At 61.3% G+C, this 15,172-nt stretch carries 13 protein-coding genes; 3 read left to right on the top strand and 10 right to left on the bottom strand.

Translation table 11 applies throughout. The features are described from left to right. Positions 1–203: 203 nt before the first annotated feature. Genes SALB1_RS06465 through SALB1_RS06445 form a run of 5 tightly spaced genes read right to left on the bottom strand, consistent with a single transcriptional unit; the run spans position 204 to position 4,712 of the window. On the bottom strand, positions 204–920 hold the full coding sequence (locus SALB1_RS06465) for an ABC transporter ATP-binding protein (RefSeq protein WP_109993121.1): 717 nt from the start codon (positions 918–920) through the stop codon (positions 204–206). After that, entirely contained in the window at positions 917–1,711 is a 795-nt protein-coding gene (locus tag SALB1_RS06460; RefSeq protein ID WP_109993120.1) for an ABC transporter ATP-binding protein, read from the bottom strand. The genes SALB1_RS06465 and SALB1_RS06460 overlap by 4 nt, the downstream gene beginning before the upstream one ends. Beyond that, positions 1,708–2,634 carry a branched-chain amino acid ABC transporter permease gene (locus SALB1_RS06455; protein ID WP_109993119.1) on the bottom strand — a complete coding sequence of 309 codons (927 nt, stop codon included), beginning with the start codon at positions 2,632–2,634 and terminating at the stop codon, positions 1,708–1,710. The genes SALB1_RS06460 and SALB1_RS06455 overlap by 4 nt, the downstream gene beginning before the upstream one ends. Next, positions 2,631–3,536: a branched-chain amino acid ABC transporter permease gene (locus SALB1_RS06450; protein WP_109993118.1), complete on the bottom strand. Its 906-nt coding sequence runs from the start codon at positions 3,534–3,536 to the stop codon at positions 2,631–2,633. Before SALB1_RS06450 ends, SALB1_RS06455 begins: the two co-directional genes overlap by 4 nt. Before the next feature lie 33 nt (positions 3,537–3,569). Further along, positions 3,570–4,712: a branched-chain amino acid ABC transporter substrate-binding protein gene (locus SALB1_RS06445; protein ID WP_109993117.1), complete on the bottom strand. Its 1,143-nt coding sequence runs from the start codon at positions 4,710–4,712 to the stop codon at positions 3,570–3,572. Positions 4,713–5,177: 465 nt separating this feature from the next. On the opposite strand from SALB1_RS06445, the gene SALB1_RS06440 reads away from it, so the two are divergent. Beyond that, positions 5,178–5,561: a hypothetical protein gene (locus SALB1_RS06440; protein ID WP_147420760.1), complete on the top strand. Its 384-nt coding sequence runs from the start codon at positions 5,178–5,180 to the stop codon at positions 5,559–5,561. Positions 5,562–5,875: 314 nt separating this feature from the next. On the opposite strand, the gene SALB1_RS06435 is transcribed toward SALB1_RS06440, so the two are convergent. Further along, complete coding sequence (locus SALB1_RS06435) at positions 5,876–6,790, bottom strand: LysR family transcriptional regulator (protein ID WP_109993115.1); 915 nt, start codon at positions 6,788–6,790, stop codon at positions 5,876–5,878. Positions 6,791–6,898: 108 nt separating this feature from the next. Here SALB1_RS06435 and SALB1_RS06430 point away from each other — a divergent pair, with 108 nt between their 5' ends. Then, a complete protein-coding gene (locus SALB1_RS06430; protein ID WP_109993114.1) occupies positions 6,899–7,864 on the top strand; it encodes an NAD(P)H-binding protein in 966 nt (321 codons plus the stop codon). 3 nt (positions 7,865–7,867) lie between these two features. On the opposite strand, the gene SALB1_RS06425 is transcribed toward SALB1_RS06430, so the two are convergent. Continuing rightward, positions 7,868–8,077: a putative motility protein gene (locus tag SALB1_RS06425; protein ID WP_109993113.1), complete on the bottom strand. Its 210-nt coding sequence runs from the start codon at positions 8,075–8,077 to the stop codon at positions 7,868–7,870. Positions 8,078–8,535: 458 nt separating this feature from the next. Continuing rightward, on the bottom strand, positions 8,536–9,219 hold the full coding sequence (locus SALB1_RS06420; RefSeq protein WP_109993112.1) for a PEP-CTERM sorting domain-containing protein: 684 nt from the start codon (positions 9,217–9,219) through the stop codon (positions 8,536–8,538). Positions 9,220–9,968: 749 nt separating this feature from the next. On the opposite strand from SALB1_RS06420, the gene SALB1_RS06415 reads away from it, so the two are divergent. After that, the gene (locus tag SALB1_RS06415) at positions 9,969–12,254 is read left to right on the top strand and encodes a phosphatase PAP2 family protein (protein ID WP_145961256.1); all 2,286 of its coding nucleotides are present in this window, start codon (positions 9,969–9,971) and stop codon (positions 12,252–12,254) included. 940 nt (positions 12,255–13,194) lie between these two features. On the opposite strand, the gene SALB1_RS06405 is transcribed toward SALB1_RS06415, so the two are convergent. Together SALB1_RS06405 and SALB1_RS06395 are read right to left on the bottom strand one after the other, a co-directional pair. Then, positions 13,195–13,479 (bottom strand): hypothetical protein, encoded by a 285-nt coding sequence (locus SALB1_RS06405; RefSeq protein WP_109993109.1) that lies wholly within the window; start codon positions 13,477–13,479, stop codon positions 13,195–13,197. Positions 13,480–13,946: 467 nt separating this feature from the next. After that, positions 13,947–15,053 (bottom strand): hypothetical protein, encoded by a 1,107-nt coding sequence (locus SALB1_RS06395; protein ID WP_158590651.1) that lies wholly within the window; start codon positions 15,051–15,053, stop codon positions 13,947–13,949. Positions 15,054–15,172 lie beyond the last annotated feature (119 nt).

The following is a 15,172-nucleotide window of genomic DNA, read 5'->3' as shown; positions in this document are numbered from 1 at the left end:
GGATCTGCAATACGCACTTCGGGTTGAACGCTTCGACGGCGAGCCGAACGCCTGATTCAGGATAGAAAACCACAGCTTTTTACCGTGCCGTGATATGTCCGGGACGGATCTTGTCTGATGCGTCACATGGCAATTCGATATCTGACCTTAAAAAGCGTCGTCCGCCGCGGGTCGGGCCGAGCCGTCGGCCCGCGGCGGACAAGTCATGCGCTTTTGCCGAGATAGGCTTCCTGCACTTCCGGCGAGGCCAGCAGGGCCGAGGCCTTGTCTTCGTGGACGATGCGGCCGACCTCCAGCACATAGCCACGGTCGGCGAGCTTGAGCGCGATGCGCGCGTTCTGCTCCACCACCAGCACGGTGACTCCCGAGTTGGCGATCTCGCGCAGCGCGGCGAAAATGCCCTTGACGATGAGTGGCGCCAGGCCGAGGCTCGGCTCGTCCAGCAGCAACAGGCGCGGTTTGGCCATCAGCGCCCGGCCGATGGCCAGCATTTGCTGTTCGCCGCCGGACAGGGTGCCGGCCAGTTGCGCGCGGCGCTCCTCCAGCTTGGGAAACATGCGGTAGACCTCGGCACGGGTGGTGCCGACTTCCGCTGGCGGCCGGGTATAGGCGCCGAGCCCGAGGTTCTCCTCGACCGTGAGGGTGCCGAACACGCGCCGGCCTTCCGGCGACTGGGCGATGCCCTTGCCGACGATCAGATCGGCGCGCACGCCCACCAGTTCCTCGTCGCGATAGACGATGGAGCCCGATTTCGGGCGCAGCAGACCGCTGAGCGAACGCATCAGCGTGGTCTTGCCCGCGCCGTTGGAGCCGAGAATGGCCACCACCTCGCCCTCGGCGACCCGCAGCGAGACGCCCTTCAGGGCCTCGATCTGGCCGTAGTTGACGTGGAGGTCGGATACCGTCAGAAGATCACTCATGCGGCCGCCTCGTCATCGTCGTCGTCAGCGCCCAGATAGGCTTCGATTACTTGCGGGTTGTTGCGCACCGAGGTGGGATCGCCTTCGGCGATTTTCTTGCCGAAGTTGATCACCACGATGTTGTCGGTGACCTTCATCACCACGTTCATGTCGTGCTCGACCAGCAGCACGGTGATGCCGGCCTCGCGAATGCCGAGAATGGTGTCGTTGAGCTCGGCCGATTCCTGGTCGTTGAGGCCAGCGGCCGGCTCGTCGAGGATGAGCAGCTCCGGACTGGCGGCCAGGGTACGCGCCATCTCCACCCGGCGCTGGATGCCGTAGGGCAGGGAAGTGGCCAGCTCGTGGGCCACATCGGTCAGATCCAGGCGCTCGATGATTTCCATGCAGTTTTCCCGCAGGGCGCGTTCCTCGCGCCGCTGCCCGGGCGTTGCGAGCAGGCTGGATAGCCAGCTCTGCCGGGTGCGCATGTGCTGGCCGGCCAGCACGTTTTCCAGCACGCTCATGCCGCTGAACAGGCGGATGGTCTGAAAGGTGCGCAAGATGCCGCAGTGGGCGACGCGATACGGCGGCAGACCGCTGATGCGCTCACCCTTCCAGCGCACCTCGCCGTCGGTGGGTTTGTACACCCCGGTGATGATGTTGAACACCGTGGTCTTGCCGGCCCCGTTGGGCCCGATCAGGCCGACGATCTGGCCCTTGTGCACGCTGAAATCGAGCTCGTCCACGGCGCGCAGGCCGCCGAAGCTGATGCCGACGTTGTCGAGGGTGAGTAGTGCGTTGCTGTCAGTCATTCCATGCGCCTGCGTCGGGGCCAGATACCCTGGGGACGGATCACCATCACCACGATCATGCCAATGCCGAACACGAAGTAGCGGTACTGGGCGAGTTCGCGAAATACCTGGGGTACGACGAACATGAGCACCGTGCCGAGCAGCACGCCGGGAATCGAGGCCTGACCGCCGACCAGTACGATCGCGAACAGGGTGACCGACTCGGTGAACACGAACGCGCCCGGCGAGACCACCGCCAGCTGGCTGGCGAACAGGGTGCCGGCGGCGCCGGCGACCCCGGCCCCCAGGGCGAAGGCGAGAATTTTGTAGTAGCGGGCGTTCACGCCCAGCGTGGTGGCCGCCAGCTCATCTTCCTTGAGATAGCGAAAGACGCGGCCGAGCCGGCTGTGCTCGAGGTTGTTCACCAGCAGCAGCACCAGCCCGAGCAGCACCCAGTCGACCAGGAAATTGCCGCCCTGGGACATAATGGCGTGGCCGAACAGGCTCGGCACGCCGATGCCGAAAATGCCATCCGGGCCGCCGGTGACGCCGCCGACATTATTGACCATCACCAGATGAAAGATCTGGCTGATGCCGATGGTGGCCACCAGCAGATAGTCGCCGCGCAGCTTGACGATCGGCGCGGCGAGCAGGCCGCCGACCAGCGCCGCGGTGATGATGGCCGGAATCATGCTCCATAGCACCGGCACGCCGTAGACCGTGTTCAGGATGGCGGTGACATAGGCGCCGATGCCGAAATACACGGCATGGCCCATGTCGAACATCCCGGCGCGGCCGAGCACGATGTCCTGGCTCAGGGCCACCACCGCATAAATGGCGAAAATGGCGAGAATGCTGATCCAGTTGGCGCCGAGCACGAAGGGCACGGCCAGACCGGCGACCCAGACGACCGGGCCCAGCCAGCGAAATATTTTTGTGTTCATACCTTCTCCGCCACGCGTTCGCCGAGAATGCCGGTGGGCCGGACGAGAAGAATCGCGATCAAAAGACCGAAGGTAATGGCCTCTTGCCAGGTGCTTGAGATGTAGCCGGCGGCCAGGGCGTTGAACAGACCGAGCAGCAAGCCCCCGAGCATGGCGCCGGGGATGTTGCCGATACCGCCGATGATGGCGGCGATGAAGGCGTTCAGGCCGTAGATCCAGCCCATGTCGAACACCGCCTGGCGATAGTAAAGGCCGATGAACAGCCCGCCGATCGCGCCCAGCGCGGGGCCGAGGATGAACACGCTCACGATCACCCGGTTGACGTTAATGCCCATCAGGCGCGCGGCGTCCTGATCGATGGCGGCCGCACGAATCGCGGTGCCGAAGCGGGTGCGATTGACGTAGAGATACAGGGCGCCCATCAGCGCCAGTGACACGACGATGATCAACAGCTGGGTGAAGGTCACCTGCACGCCATGGATGTTCCAGCTGATGCTCGGCAGGGAACCCTGCGGAAACACCAGGGTCTGCGGGCTCCAGATCAGCATCATGCCGTTTTCGAGCATCATCGAGGCGCCGAGCGCCGAGACCACCGCCGACAGCCGGTGCGCGCTGCGCAGCGGCCGGTAGGCGGTGAACTCCAGCAGCACCCCGGCGCAGGATACCGCCACCACCGCCCCCACGAAGGCCAGCCCGACCACCCAGACCGCGGGGGAGCCAGAGGCGCCCCCGAGGCTGGAGATCACGGTCAGGCCGATGAAGGCGCCGAGTACGCACAAGTCCCCATGTGCGAAGTTAATCAGCTTCAGAATGCCGTAGACCATCGTGTAGCCCAGCGCGATCAGGGCATAAATCCCGCCGACGGTCAGGCCGTTCACCAATTGCTGGCAAAACTCGCTCATGTGGTGCGTCCCGTGTGGTGAGCCAGGCGTCGATCAGCTGGCCGATGCGGAGGTCGGGTAGACCGTCTTGTAGCTGCCGTCGGCCTGCACTTCGAAGGCCTGGAAGGCGCTGCCGATACGCTCACCCTTGGACGAGAAGCTGATCGGGCCGGTGATGCCCGGGAACTTGTCGATCTTTTGGTGCAGGTAGGCTTCAACCTTCTTCGGGTTGAGGCTATGGGTTTCCTCGACCGCCTTCATCACCACGCGCATGCCGTCGGCGTTGGTCAGGGTGAAGATGCTGGGCGGAGCCTCGCCATAGGCTTTCTGGTAGGCGGCGAGGAACTCCTTGGCCGCCTTGTAGGGCAGATTCTCCGGCGCCGGCACGTTGACGATGATCGAACCCTGGGCGGCGTCGCCGGCGATCTTCGCAAACGCGACATTCTGGTTGGCGTCACCGCCGACGAAGGGCACGTTCATGCCGAGCTGCTTTTCCTGGGAGCGCAGCAGGCCGCCGTCGGAGTAGTAGCCCGAGAAGTAGATGACGTCCGGGTTCTTGGATTTGATATCGGTGAGTACCGAGGTGAAATCCTGCGAGCCGGAGTTGATGTAGGCGCGGGTAAGTACCTGGCCGCCATCGCTTTTGATTGCCTCGGCCACGGCGTCGCCCAGACCCTTCGAGAAGCTCGAATGGTCGGAGATCACCGCGATTCGCTGGTAGTGCTTGTGATTGACCAGGTACTCGCCGGTGAACTTGGCTTCGGCGCTGTTCGGCGGGGCATTGCGGAAGAAGGTCTTGAAGCCGCGCTGGGTGAGTTCGTCGGCGGTGCCATCGCTGGTCTGGATGACATTGGCGCGGGCGTAGATCGGCTGCGCCGCGGAGGCCGCGCCGGAGGTATAGCTGCCGATGACCGCGAACACCCCGGCGTTGGTCAGACGGCGTGCGCACAGCGCGGCCTGGGTAGCCTTGCCCTCGTCATCACACGCCTGCACCTTGATCTGCTTGCCGAGCAGGCCGCCCTTGGCGTTCTGTTCCTTGGCCAGCAATTTGACCGCTTTTTCTATGCCCTGACCCTCATTGGCATATTTACCCGTAATCGGCGCCTGCACGCCGAAAGTGACCGTACCCGCTGCCATCGCCAGCGATGACACCCCCATCGCAACGGCGGCTGCCGTTGCCAGAATCCCTTTATGCATCGGTGTGACCTCTCGTTATTAGAAGATTCAATATATAGGAAGTCACAATCAATGTTTCATGTATTGTGTATTATGCAGACACTTATCTGGCCTTTCGCACCGCGTGGATAGCCTGCGACAAACGTCATTGGCGCCTGCGAGCCCGGCGCGCCGCATGCCGCGATCTGATGCATTGAACATCTTGAAGTCAGCTCTGTGCTGTGTGCGAGGCAAGACCTGGCCACGGGTTGGTGGACCCCAACGTTGGGGCCAGCTGGATGAGGGGATAGCCCTTTCAAGTGCGCGAGCCGCGCGGGCGGTTCGGCGTCAGCCATTGTCGGCAAGGGGCGCAAAGAAACCTGGGGTCGGGTCTTGCGGCGTGCGTTACAGGTTCAAAACGTCAGTTCGAACGATGCCCAGGAGCTGCCGGCCTCGATCACCCGTGCCCCACGCAGTCGGTTTGTACGTCTAAGGGCTGTGGGCTCGTTGCTGTTCCAGCCGCTGGTGTTGACGCAGTCTTTGTTGCTCGCCGCGTTGCTGGAGTCGCAGTTGGGCGCGTTGTTGTTGCTGCTGATTTTGCAGGGTGCTTTGGCCTGCTTGCTGTTCGAGGCTGGGTGGGCCCGAGAGTGTGGGCCGTTGCAGATCAAGCTGGCGGCGGGCCCGTGTTTGCTGGCGTTGCAGACGTTCGGATTGCGCCTGTTGGCGGCGCTTCAACTGTTGCTGCTCGCACATCTGTTGTTGTACCCGCGTTTGTGCATGTGCCGCGCCGTGCGGCATCGAAAGATGTTGCGGCGGCCCGGGCTCATCGGATGCGACGGCCGTCGATGCCATGGCGGGCAGGAGAAAACCGAGGGTGGCTGCCGCCAGTAGCTGGCGGCGTGTCCGGCATTGCTTCATTGCGTCGATCTCCTGTATTCGAGACCATTGAGCCCGCCCGCACTCGGCGGTGTTACTCGTGTGTCGACAGTCCAGTTCCTGAACTGGTGCACCGGGTAGCGCTGGCGTTATCGCACGGATTGCGCATTTCATAAGAATTTGGAGTCGGGATTTTCGGGAACAACAGTTCGTTGAATATTTGCCTGCTCGCAGGGTCGGGGCGAGCAGGCGGGTTTGGCATCGGCGGTTAACGGAGGCGAGCCGACGTATGCGTTGCGGTCGACGCGCGCACCACGGCAGACAGGCGGCTACAGGCCGGTCCCATCTGGCGGCTCATCCAGCCGTATGTAGGCGCTCAGGTGGCGGGCCAGGTGACGGAATACAAGCCGGACGCGTTGCACGCGCCGCAGGTCTTCGTGCATGACCACCCACGTTTCGAGCGGGTAGCTCACCAGATCGGGAAGAATCCGCACCAGATCGGGAAAGCGGCGAGCCAGGGGCGCCTGGCACACGCCGATCCCCAGGCCGGCTCGGATGGCCGCGAGCTGCGCCATGTCACTGTCGGTCCGGTAGGCGAAGTCCTGTCGTTGTTCCGTGAGCCCCAGGGCGCGCATCGTACGGATACTCGCCGTTTCGGTGTCGAAGCCAATCCACGGGAAGCGGCGTAGATCGTCGAGGTCGGCGGGCATGCCGCGGCGTTCGATCAGATCCCGGCGTGCGTGCAAGCCAACCGTGATATGCCCGATGCGTTGGGCGATGAGCGCGTGTTGGGTCGGGCGTACCATCCGAATCGCGATGTCGGCCTCGCGATGCAGCATATCGGCGTTGTCATTGCTCAGGCTGAGTTCGATGGTCAGCGCGGGATGTTCGGCCATGAGTGACGTAAGCAGCGCGGGCAGCACTTCGACCCCCATGACCTCACTGGCGGTCACGCGTACCACGCCCGATATCTGATCGGCCGAGGCCGAGCCCGTGCGCGAAAAGGCGCGCGCGGCGTTGGCCATGGCGCGTGCCGGGGCGACCAAGTCGTGGGCGATCGCGGTTGGTTCGAGCCCGCTCGGGGAGCGGGTGAACAGGGCGGTGCCCAGCTCGTTTTCCAGCGCCTCTATGCGGCGGCGCACCGTGGGTTGCATCGCGTTCAGCGCCCGCGCCGCCGCCGACAGGCTGCCGGTATCGACGACGGCGAGAAACGCGCGATAGCGCTCCCAGTCGGTGTCATTCAAGCTGAAAAGGCTCGTTCATCATTGACGGACCGCTGGTTAGTGTTTGCCAATTCTAACCGAGGTTGTCCGCGCCTATCGTGAGCTTCTCTCATCGACCGGGATCGGCTCATGAATACAACAGGTCAGGCATTGGTATTGGGTGCAAGCGGTGGCGTTGGCGGCGCCATTGGGCGGGCGCTGCTTGCACACGGCTGGCGGGCGCGCGCCCTGGTTCGAGACCCCGGCAGTGCGGCGGCTGTGCGGTTACGTGCCGATGGCTTTGAAACGGTGACGGGCGATGCGCTGAATCGGCAAGCGGTGGCACAGGCAGCCACCGGAGCCCGCGTGATCGTGCATGCCGTCAACCCGCCGGGATATCGCCATTGGGACACCCAGGTATTGCCCATGTTGGATAACACCATCGCGGCGGCTCGTGCCCAGGGCGCGCGTATCTTTCTTCCCGGCACGATTTACAACTACGGGGCGGATGCGTTGCCGTTGCTGCACGAGACGTCGCCCCAGAACCCGCAGACCAGAAAAGGCAGGATTCGTGTCCGGATGGAAGCCAATCTCGCCGCGGCCGCCGCGGATGGCGTGCGCTCACTAATTGTGCGGGCCGGCGATTTTTACGGGCCGCGTGCGGGTAGCAGCTGGTTTTCCCAGGTTTTGGTCAAGCCCGGTAAGCCGCTGCGAAAAATTGTCTATCCGGGGCGGCCGGGTATCGGCCACAGCTGGGCCTACCTGCCCGACCTGGGGGAGGCCTTCGCCCGGTTCGCCGATCGTGAGCAAGAGTTGGAGCCGGCCGCGCGGTACCATTTTGCCGGCTACTATGATGTCGACAGTCACGGTATGACCGACAGCATTAAACGCGCCGCCGGCGCGCCCCATCTGCCGGTAAAGCGCTTTCCCTGGCGTTTGTTGTCGCCCCTGGCACCGTTCAACGCGACGCTGCGTGAAATGCGCGAAATCCGTTTTCACTGGCAAACCGATGCGCGCCTCGACAATACCGCGCTGACCGCGTTTCTCGGCGCCGAGCCGCGGACATCGCTGGACGACAGCGTGAGAGCGACCTTGCAGGGGTTGTCCGTGCTGTAGTGCTCAGGCGTATGTATTGATCTGCGTACCAACCGCGCTGCCTGTGGCCAGCGCGGGCTGCGCTGCCACCGACGACATCAGCTGGCTGAGCTGCGACGACTGACTATCGAGCGACTTGCGCAACAGATTCGCCTGTACGTTCTGGTTCTGGTTGTGTTGCTGTAGCGCGACCGCTGTATTGACTGTCGAATTCACGCTGCTCCCTGCGTTCATAATGTCACCTCATTCGTGCGACGACCGATGACCGGATGGACTTTATCGGCGTATATCGCGGGGATTTGAATCGGCCATGAGGTACCACGCTGTACCACCCGTCTCGGTCCGCGTCCTCGGCTGGGCCCGTGAATCGCGCGCTCGATCGGCCTTGCGCTCAAGATGCCGCCCCGGTCCGGAAAATGGCCGGCGTTGCATCATCGCCGGCCTCGGGCCCGAGGCCGATCGGCGCGGCCCGTGTTCCGGCATTCTTCAGCGCACGAATATCGCGACCCGAGTGCCCTGTAGCGCCCATTCCTCGTACTGTTTCGTGCGCTTTGTTACGCGTCATGCGCCGTATTGTCGGATACGGCGCGTTACCGCGCCGGGCCGGGCAATAAAGGTCGCCCGAAACCCATGACGCGAACTCACGTTGCAGGACACTCGGTTACCGCGGCATTCGATGCTCGAATTATCCGCTAATCGAGGCGAACGTTTAGCCCAAGGTGCCGGCGTCCCATCCCCAGCACGAGACACAAGGCTGCCAGGAACATGGGAAGTGAGCCGGGCTCCGGCACCGAGACCCCGGGCGAAACATAATCCAGTGCCTGCGTATGCGTGGCGACCGCCACGCCGTAGAACGCAGTGCCGCTCGAGCCCGGCGATCCGATGCCGTCACTCCACAAGCCCACAACGTCGCCATTACCCAGATTGAACAAGAGTCCGTATATATCCAGCAAACCGCCGTGAAACGGATAGTCGGTAGCCGTTTGCGGCGAGCCGCCCGGCCAGATCAGGTTGTCATACGTGAGATAGCCGTTGCTATTGGGCGATAAACCGGAAGCAACGGGAAACCGGCTGAAATCATGGGGGGCGAGCCGATTCGTGGGCTCCGGCGTCGCATTGTTGACCGCGACGAGCGAGGTGATGTTCTCGTTGGAGATATCGAGCCCGTTATTGGCGTCGGAAAACGTGCCGGAGATTCCGGTGATTTCATAGCCATCTGAATACAAGGCATCGGTCGCCGAGCCGTACGTCAACGCAAGTGCCCCACTGATGCCCGACGCACTGAAATTCAGATAAGTCACAGTGGCCAGCGCCGGTCCTGAAATCAGCAGCGACAGGCTCGCAAGGGCGGCAAGCCCGAAATGTTTTGGGGTCATGGAAATCTCCGGGTCGGTGAGGTTAGCGCAAGCGCCGATCCCCTGTTTTTTTAAGAGGCATGCTTCATAAGCAAATTCCTGTCCAGAAAATTTTACGAAATAAAAACATGGGGATGAATTTTTATCTCGTCCAATAAATATCAATGATGTAAGAAAAGCTGACGCTTCAAGGGACGGGGCGCTTGATCGCGAAGATTCTGCCGTCGGCCCGATCGGGGTTTTGGGCGGGTTCGGTCACCAAGCGGCATATCAATTACCCGTCTGGCTTTGGGTTGCCGACGTCACGCCTGCGTGCGATAAGCGCTACCACGGCATGGGCAAGCGGTCTGGATAACGCGCAATTTAATGGCGTTATATCCAAATCGCGGCGGGCGACTGCCGCGTGCATGCGCTGCAACCGGTTCCGGGACGGGGCTTGTGTCCGTATCCCGCGGCCAACACCCGAGATGACGGGTGCCGCAATCGCCAGTAAGTCTCTATCAGATTGAGAAAGTTTTATTTTTTTCAATTATATTATGCCATAAAACTATTTTATTAATATCTTCGTCATATTGTGAAACTAAGATAGCTGATCGGCGGGGTTGGGCTGGGGGTTACAAAGGTTCCAGCGCCTGGCGTTGGGGGAAGTAACGAGTAATGAGGATTGCCGTTCTTGTACGAAGACGGTGAATTGATAACGTTACCATTTTAGCGCTGCCCCCTTATCGGCCCTCTCCTTATATCGTTCTTGGGAAAATAAGGAAACGATGATGGTTTGCAAAGATAAACGCTGGGGCCTCGCGGCTGCGGCTCTGGTTCTCACGCTGTCGGCCTGTAACGACAATAGTAATAACAACGACAAGACCTATACGGAGCCGAGTGTCCCGCAAGGGGTCGGTTATATCCAGGCAGTCGACACGCCGCAGCTCGGATCGGGTGAACAGGCGGTTGTGGACAGCCATCTCGCGGAGACCAATAGTAATAGTTACGCGATCGCCTACAGCCCGACCTACGATCCGATGCTGCAGATCCTGAAGGGTTTCAACAAGATCTACATCCTGGGCGACCCGACCTGGTCGAATTATGGTTCGAACAAACTAAAAGCGGGCAGCCCGCAGGGCACGTACAGTTATATCGGCGTTGCGGGTGGCGGGACGAAACAGACCAACGACGTCCTGAGTACGGTTTCGTTCGATAACGCCCAAGTCCTCAACATGACGATTTGGAAAGAAAATTTCGATTACGTCAAAACACTGACCCGCACCGGGCAGAGCACCCCGGACGTCGACCGCTCCCAGGTGCAGGCGCAACGCGGCGCCTATCTCGACGACCAGCGCGAGAAGGGCTACAGCATCACCTCCGGGCTCGGGCCGCTGGCCCCCGCCTATCGCGTCGGCGCACACTCGGTGACGACGTTGTCAAGAGACAGTAGCAATCCGGATCAGATCGTTTACGATCCGGCTTCCGGCAACAAGACCTCATTTTCGATCACCGACAGCAACCACTTGATCAATTCGATCAGCGACGGGGGATCGGGTGGTACAAACTACGGCCAGACCGGTTACAACCTTGACGCGGTCGTTTCGTTACTGAGCGATATCGCGGGCTACGGAGCTTCGACCGAGGCGCCCAAGTATCATTTTGAATCGCCGCGCCCGTGGCGCATCAATGCCGGGGATTTTACGGTTGCCTCCTTCAACGGGCAGGACAAGAGCAGTCTGCAGAAACTGACCTGCTACAACCCGGACGGCACCACGCAGACGAAATATTTCGAAGAGCCGAGCGATCCGCTTGTCCGCGCCATTACCGGGCTGAAGTGCGCGCGACGTGCCGTATACACCGACAACGGCGATGGCACCTACAGTGGCGATTTCAACGGCACCGGCACCTGGAAATCCAGCCGTGCCAAGGATGCGGCTTTCCCCAGCGGTCATACCACCGAAGCCTATGACCGCGGCCTCGGCATGGCCTACGCGATCCCGCAACGCTACGCCGAAATGGTAGCCCGTGCGGCTGAGCTCGGTGAAAACCGGATCGTCGCCGCGATGCACTCGCCGCTGGATGTCATCGGTGGGCGCATCATGGGCGAGGCCGTGACGGCGGCGACGCTTTACGATCGCAGCAATCAGGACGCGGCCGACCAGGCGGTGGCGCAGGCCTACACATACTTCGGCGGCAAGGCGAAAACCGCCGGGTACGATTCCGTCTATGCTTGGGCGCATAGCGCCGACACTGTGGCAACCCACAGCGCCATGAAGGCGCGCTACAGGGCGTTTCTCACGTACGGCCTGAGCAAGCTGAACGAGCCGGCCAAGGCGCCGGAAGTACCCAAGGGCGCCGAAGTGTTGCTGCGGTCGCGTTTTCCCTATCTCGACGCGCAACAACGTCGGGCGGTTCTCGCCACCACCGAGGTCGCATCGAATTACCCCGTCATCGACCAGTCGCATGGCTGGGGGCGTCTGGATCTGGTGGCGGCGGCTGACGGGTACGGCGCGTTCGATGGTGATGTGGATGTCACCATGGACGGCACGAACCACAGCGGTTTTAATGCGGAAGACTATTGGCAGAACGACATATCGGGCCCCGGCCGGCTCCGCAAATATGGCACGGGCACGCTGCATTTGAACGGCGACAATTCATACAGCGGCGGCACATTGCTGGTCGACGGGGGCTTGGTGGCCAGTTCGGCCCGCGCCTTCGGCAGTAATACGCTCTATCAGCAGGGCGGAACGGTGGGCATAGCCATCAAGGCGGGCGCCGACCAGAACGCGAAGGGAGCCCTGAAAGTCGCCAGCTTCGTGCAAAAGGCCGGTACGCTCTCGCTCGATCTCACCGATCAGGCGCAGTTGCAGGTCTCCGGCAGCGCTTTCCTCGATGGCGGATCGCTGCTGCTCAAGGTGCCGACATTGACCGGGCAGACCCATTACACGGTGGTCACCGCCAATCACCTGGAAGGCCAGTTCACCCAGGCGACCGCCAGCGACGCGAGTGGCAAGACGTACAACGTGGCGTTGCAATACAGCCAGGGCGAGGTCGTTGCCACGATCAAACCCTGATCCAGCGCTTGACGTCGGAGCCCCGGTACGCCGGGGCTCCGACAGCGGCGCCAGGGCGGGCGAGGATGCCGCGATTGCCGTAGCATCCGGTCAGCGTGGGGAGTCTGCATTGGGCGTCAACCGTCAGGGTATGGCGCGAAACAGCGAATATCGTTGCTGTTGAGAGCCGCGCCATCCTCGACCCGTGTTCGCGAGTTCCGCATCCGGCTGACGCGGCCCGATTGATGCTCGGCGTCGTGGTGCCGAGCAGTTCCCGCCGTGGTCGTGCTATGGGCCCGCGGCTTCCGCCGAGGAATCTGGAACATGAGCTGCCGATAATCGGGCGGCGGGAAATGCGCACCAGAGTCTATGTCCCGCGGTTGGTCAATCTGGTAAGACCGCAATGGGCGGTCGCTGTCACCCCTTATCTCCGTGACCAACGAGCTGCCCCATCCGCCATAGATCATCGTCAACGGTCTCGAGCCAGTTTATCCACGATGTCGACGGCAATAGAGTGCCACGTGGTCGTCGCCCGCATGCTCGGCGTAATCAAATGCGGTGTGTTGCGGTTGATCGGTCTGAATCGGCCCTCTGTGACAACCCTGGGCACATGATCAGGATTGCGCGACTTTATCAGGGTATCCCGGACCCGGCTTGAGTTCGGCAGATTCCCAAGTTCTATTGCCGCTTCGTGCGCGTCCGCGCCTGTACGAGTCAAATACATCGGTAACACTGAGGGTGTAGACAAACCCTTACTCTGTCTAACGACTTGGAAAACAATGCCTTAGAAGTAGGTCGGATTAGCGCGCAGCGCGTAATCCGACGCTCAATCCGTGGGTTTTGAGGCTTGGCTGTCGGATTACGGTGCAAGCACCTAATCCGACCTACGTAACTGTCTGATATTGCGTTTATTACCGGCAGTTATTTTGTCTACACCCTCACTGTTGTACATGAACATGGGTTACACCCGAACGCGGCAGTAGCCGCCTTTGTGCTTGGGTAGCTCGATCCGGTCAAGGCGATAGAAGCTGAAGTACGCCTCCCATCGCGCTTCGTCGATCTGCTCCAGACCAATGTCTTGTCCGACGAGCAAATGAGAGACACACATAACGCGGTTTCCGATATAGATCAGGCCGCTGTGCGCCACCCGGCGCACGTCGAAATAGCCGGGATAATCGATGCCCGGTAGTCGAGCCAGGTAATCGCGCGTCGACGCTGATTGGCTGCCTGTGGGCGGATGGGTCAATGCACAATGGGCTGGCGCGTAGCACGCTTTGTATCGTGGTCATGGCTTTGACGGCTGCGCCCCTGATGACCGTGCTCGGCTACGGGCACGACGGATGGCATTCGGCCGATAGCAGTCATTTCGCGCGGAGGTTAATGGGTGGCCCGACTATCGCGACCGCGTCGGCGGTTACGGCGGCCCGCGCTTTACCGACTCAGGGCCGGACTTCGGAGATCACCGTGGTTTGGACCCATTTACTTGGGTGGTTCATTGCCTCGGCCATTCCGGGGAGGGGCCAATTGGATCGTCGACTACCCGGCCTGCGATCTCTATCCGTCGCCGCCCGGCTGTGGCTCGGTGTGCTAGCGATGATGCCCGCGTTCTCGACCTCGGTAGGGGACGGCATTGTCTACGCGGTGTTTTTCTAACCGTTCGCGGCCGGCCATCGTCGAAGCTGTGCTTATCCCTGAACGCCCGTGTGCGACGACCTACCAGTCGGCTGGTTTCCCGAGGGAATTCATGGGCAAGGCAGACCCCACTGTAATCACCGCCGGCATTTGTGCCGTTGTGAGGCTGGCACGACACCATTTCACCAGACGCTTTTTGACTTCGGCGGGTGGCAAATCTTCGTCGGAGGGCACGACATAGGCTTTAAGACGATCACCCTCGCCAGGTCGCATGAGCCGTACGTACGCTTGATCGATATCCGGATGACGGGCAATCTGCATAGCGATCCGGTCCGGATAAACATTATACCCCGCGACCTGAATAGCCTGATCCAGTCGCCCGCGTAGCTGATAGCGACGCGGATCGACCCAGTCAAAACGATCAGGCAACAACACGGTGTCAGACAGATCCCGGTTCCGGGCCAAGCGCGCCTTATCCGGTCCGACACGCCAGCGATTCATCAGTGTATAGGGATCGCTGCTATGCGACCGATAACCTATACCGGCCGTTTCGCTGGACCCATGTATTTCGATCATCGCCTTCAGGCCCTTGGCTTTGAGACGCGGAGTTATGTCGGCGTCCAATGGGCCGGTTGATGAGAGGCCGATACAGGACTCGGAAAACTGCGTTCCCGCTTGCGCCAGGGCGCGCCAAAACCAGGGAAAACCGACGATAAGATCACCGTCGCTGAAGCGTCCGGAGTGCGCTGTCAGCATTGCTTGCGGACGATCGAGTACCGGCAGATCCAAAACTGCGGGCAACACAATGCCGAACAGAAAGCCGTAAATGTGGTGCGTTGGGACACATACGACGACCCGCGCGATCGACTGGCCAAGATGAGCGGCGAATTCCGGCGCCAGATCCCGTACTTCGTCAAGTAAGTCGATCCATTCGTGACGATAGGTGACGGGCTCTCCTGTGCTGCCTGAGCTCGTAAATGCCAGCGCCTGAGCGCCGCTGTTTCGCGACTCCATCACCACATCGACCCAATCGCCGATCGTTTGTCCGCGCAACAGGTAATCTTCAAGCCCACTATCGGGTATTTGGAATAGTGTGCTGACGTCCATCGCCAGACTCATCAACTTGAGCGAGTCGATATTCAGTGCGGAGTTCGCTTCGTCGGCGCGAAGCGGGGTATCAAGGCCCATGTTAGCGAGCGGACCGAAATGACCCTGACCTCGGTCCGACCCATCGAGCTTGGCCGCGATTAGCGAAAACAGACAACGGCTTATAAAAGTCCGCCCAAGCATGCTCACGGCCTTTGACT

This window comes from Salinisphaera sp. LB1 (genome assembly GCF_003177035.1).
Taxonomy (GTDB): Bacteria; Pseudomonadota; Gammaproteobacteria; order Nevskiales; family Salinisphaeraceae; genus Salinisphaera.
Note: the sequence above shows the minus strand (reverse complement) of the source record. Positions and strands in the feature narration are given on the sequence as shown.

What these genes read in the sequence shown, in the direction of transcription:
- SALB1_RS06445 (WP_109993117.1), bottom strand. Translation starts at nt 4,712, where the DNA reads ATGCATAAAGGGATTCTGGCAACGGCAGCCGCCGTTGCGATGGGGGTG.
- SALB1_RS06460 (WP_109993120.1), bottom strand. Translation starts at nt 1,711, where the DNA reads ATGACTGACAGCAACGCACTACTCACCCTCGACAACGTCGGCATCAGC.
- SALB1_RS06395 (WP_158590651.1), bottom strand. Translation starts at nt 15,053, where the DNA reads ATGGGCCTTGATACCCCGCTTCGCGCCGACGAAGCGAACTCCGCACTG.
- SALB1_RS06425 (WP_109993113.1), bottom strand. Translation starts at nt 8,077, where the DNA reads ATGAACGCAGGGAGCAGCGTGAATTCGACAGTCAATACAGCGGTCGCG.
- SALB1_RS06455 (WP_109993119.1), bottom strand. Translation starts at nt 2,634, where the DNA reads ATGAACACAAAAATATTTCGCTGGCTGGGCCCGGTCGTCTGGGTCGCC.
- SALB1_RS06430 (WP_109993114.1), top strand. Translation starts at nt 6,899, where the DNA reads ATGAATACAACAGGTCAGGCATTGGTATTGGGTGCAAGCGGTGGCGTT.
- SALB1_RS06450 (WP_109993118.1), bottom strand. Translation starts at nt 3,536, where the DNA reads ATGAGCGAGTTTTGCCAGCAATTGGTGAACGGCCTGACCGTCGGCGGG.
- SALB1_RS06465 (WP_109993121.1), bottom strand. Translation starts at nt 920, where the DNA reads ATGAGTGATCTTCTGACGGTATCCGACCTCCACGTCAACTACGGCCAG.
- SALB1_RS06420 (WP_109993112.1), bottom strand. Translation starts at nt 9,219, where the DNA reads ATGACCCCAAAACATTTCGGGCTTGCCGCCCTTGCGAGCCTGTCGCTG.
- SALB1_RS06415 (WP_145961256.1), top strand. Translation starts at nt 9,969, where the DNA reads ATGGTTTGCAAAGATAAACGCTGGGGCCTCGCGGCTGCGGCTCTGGTT.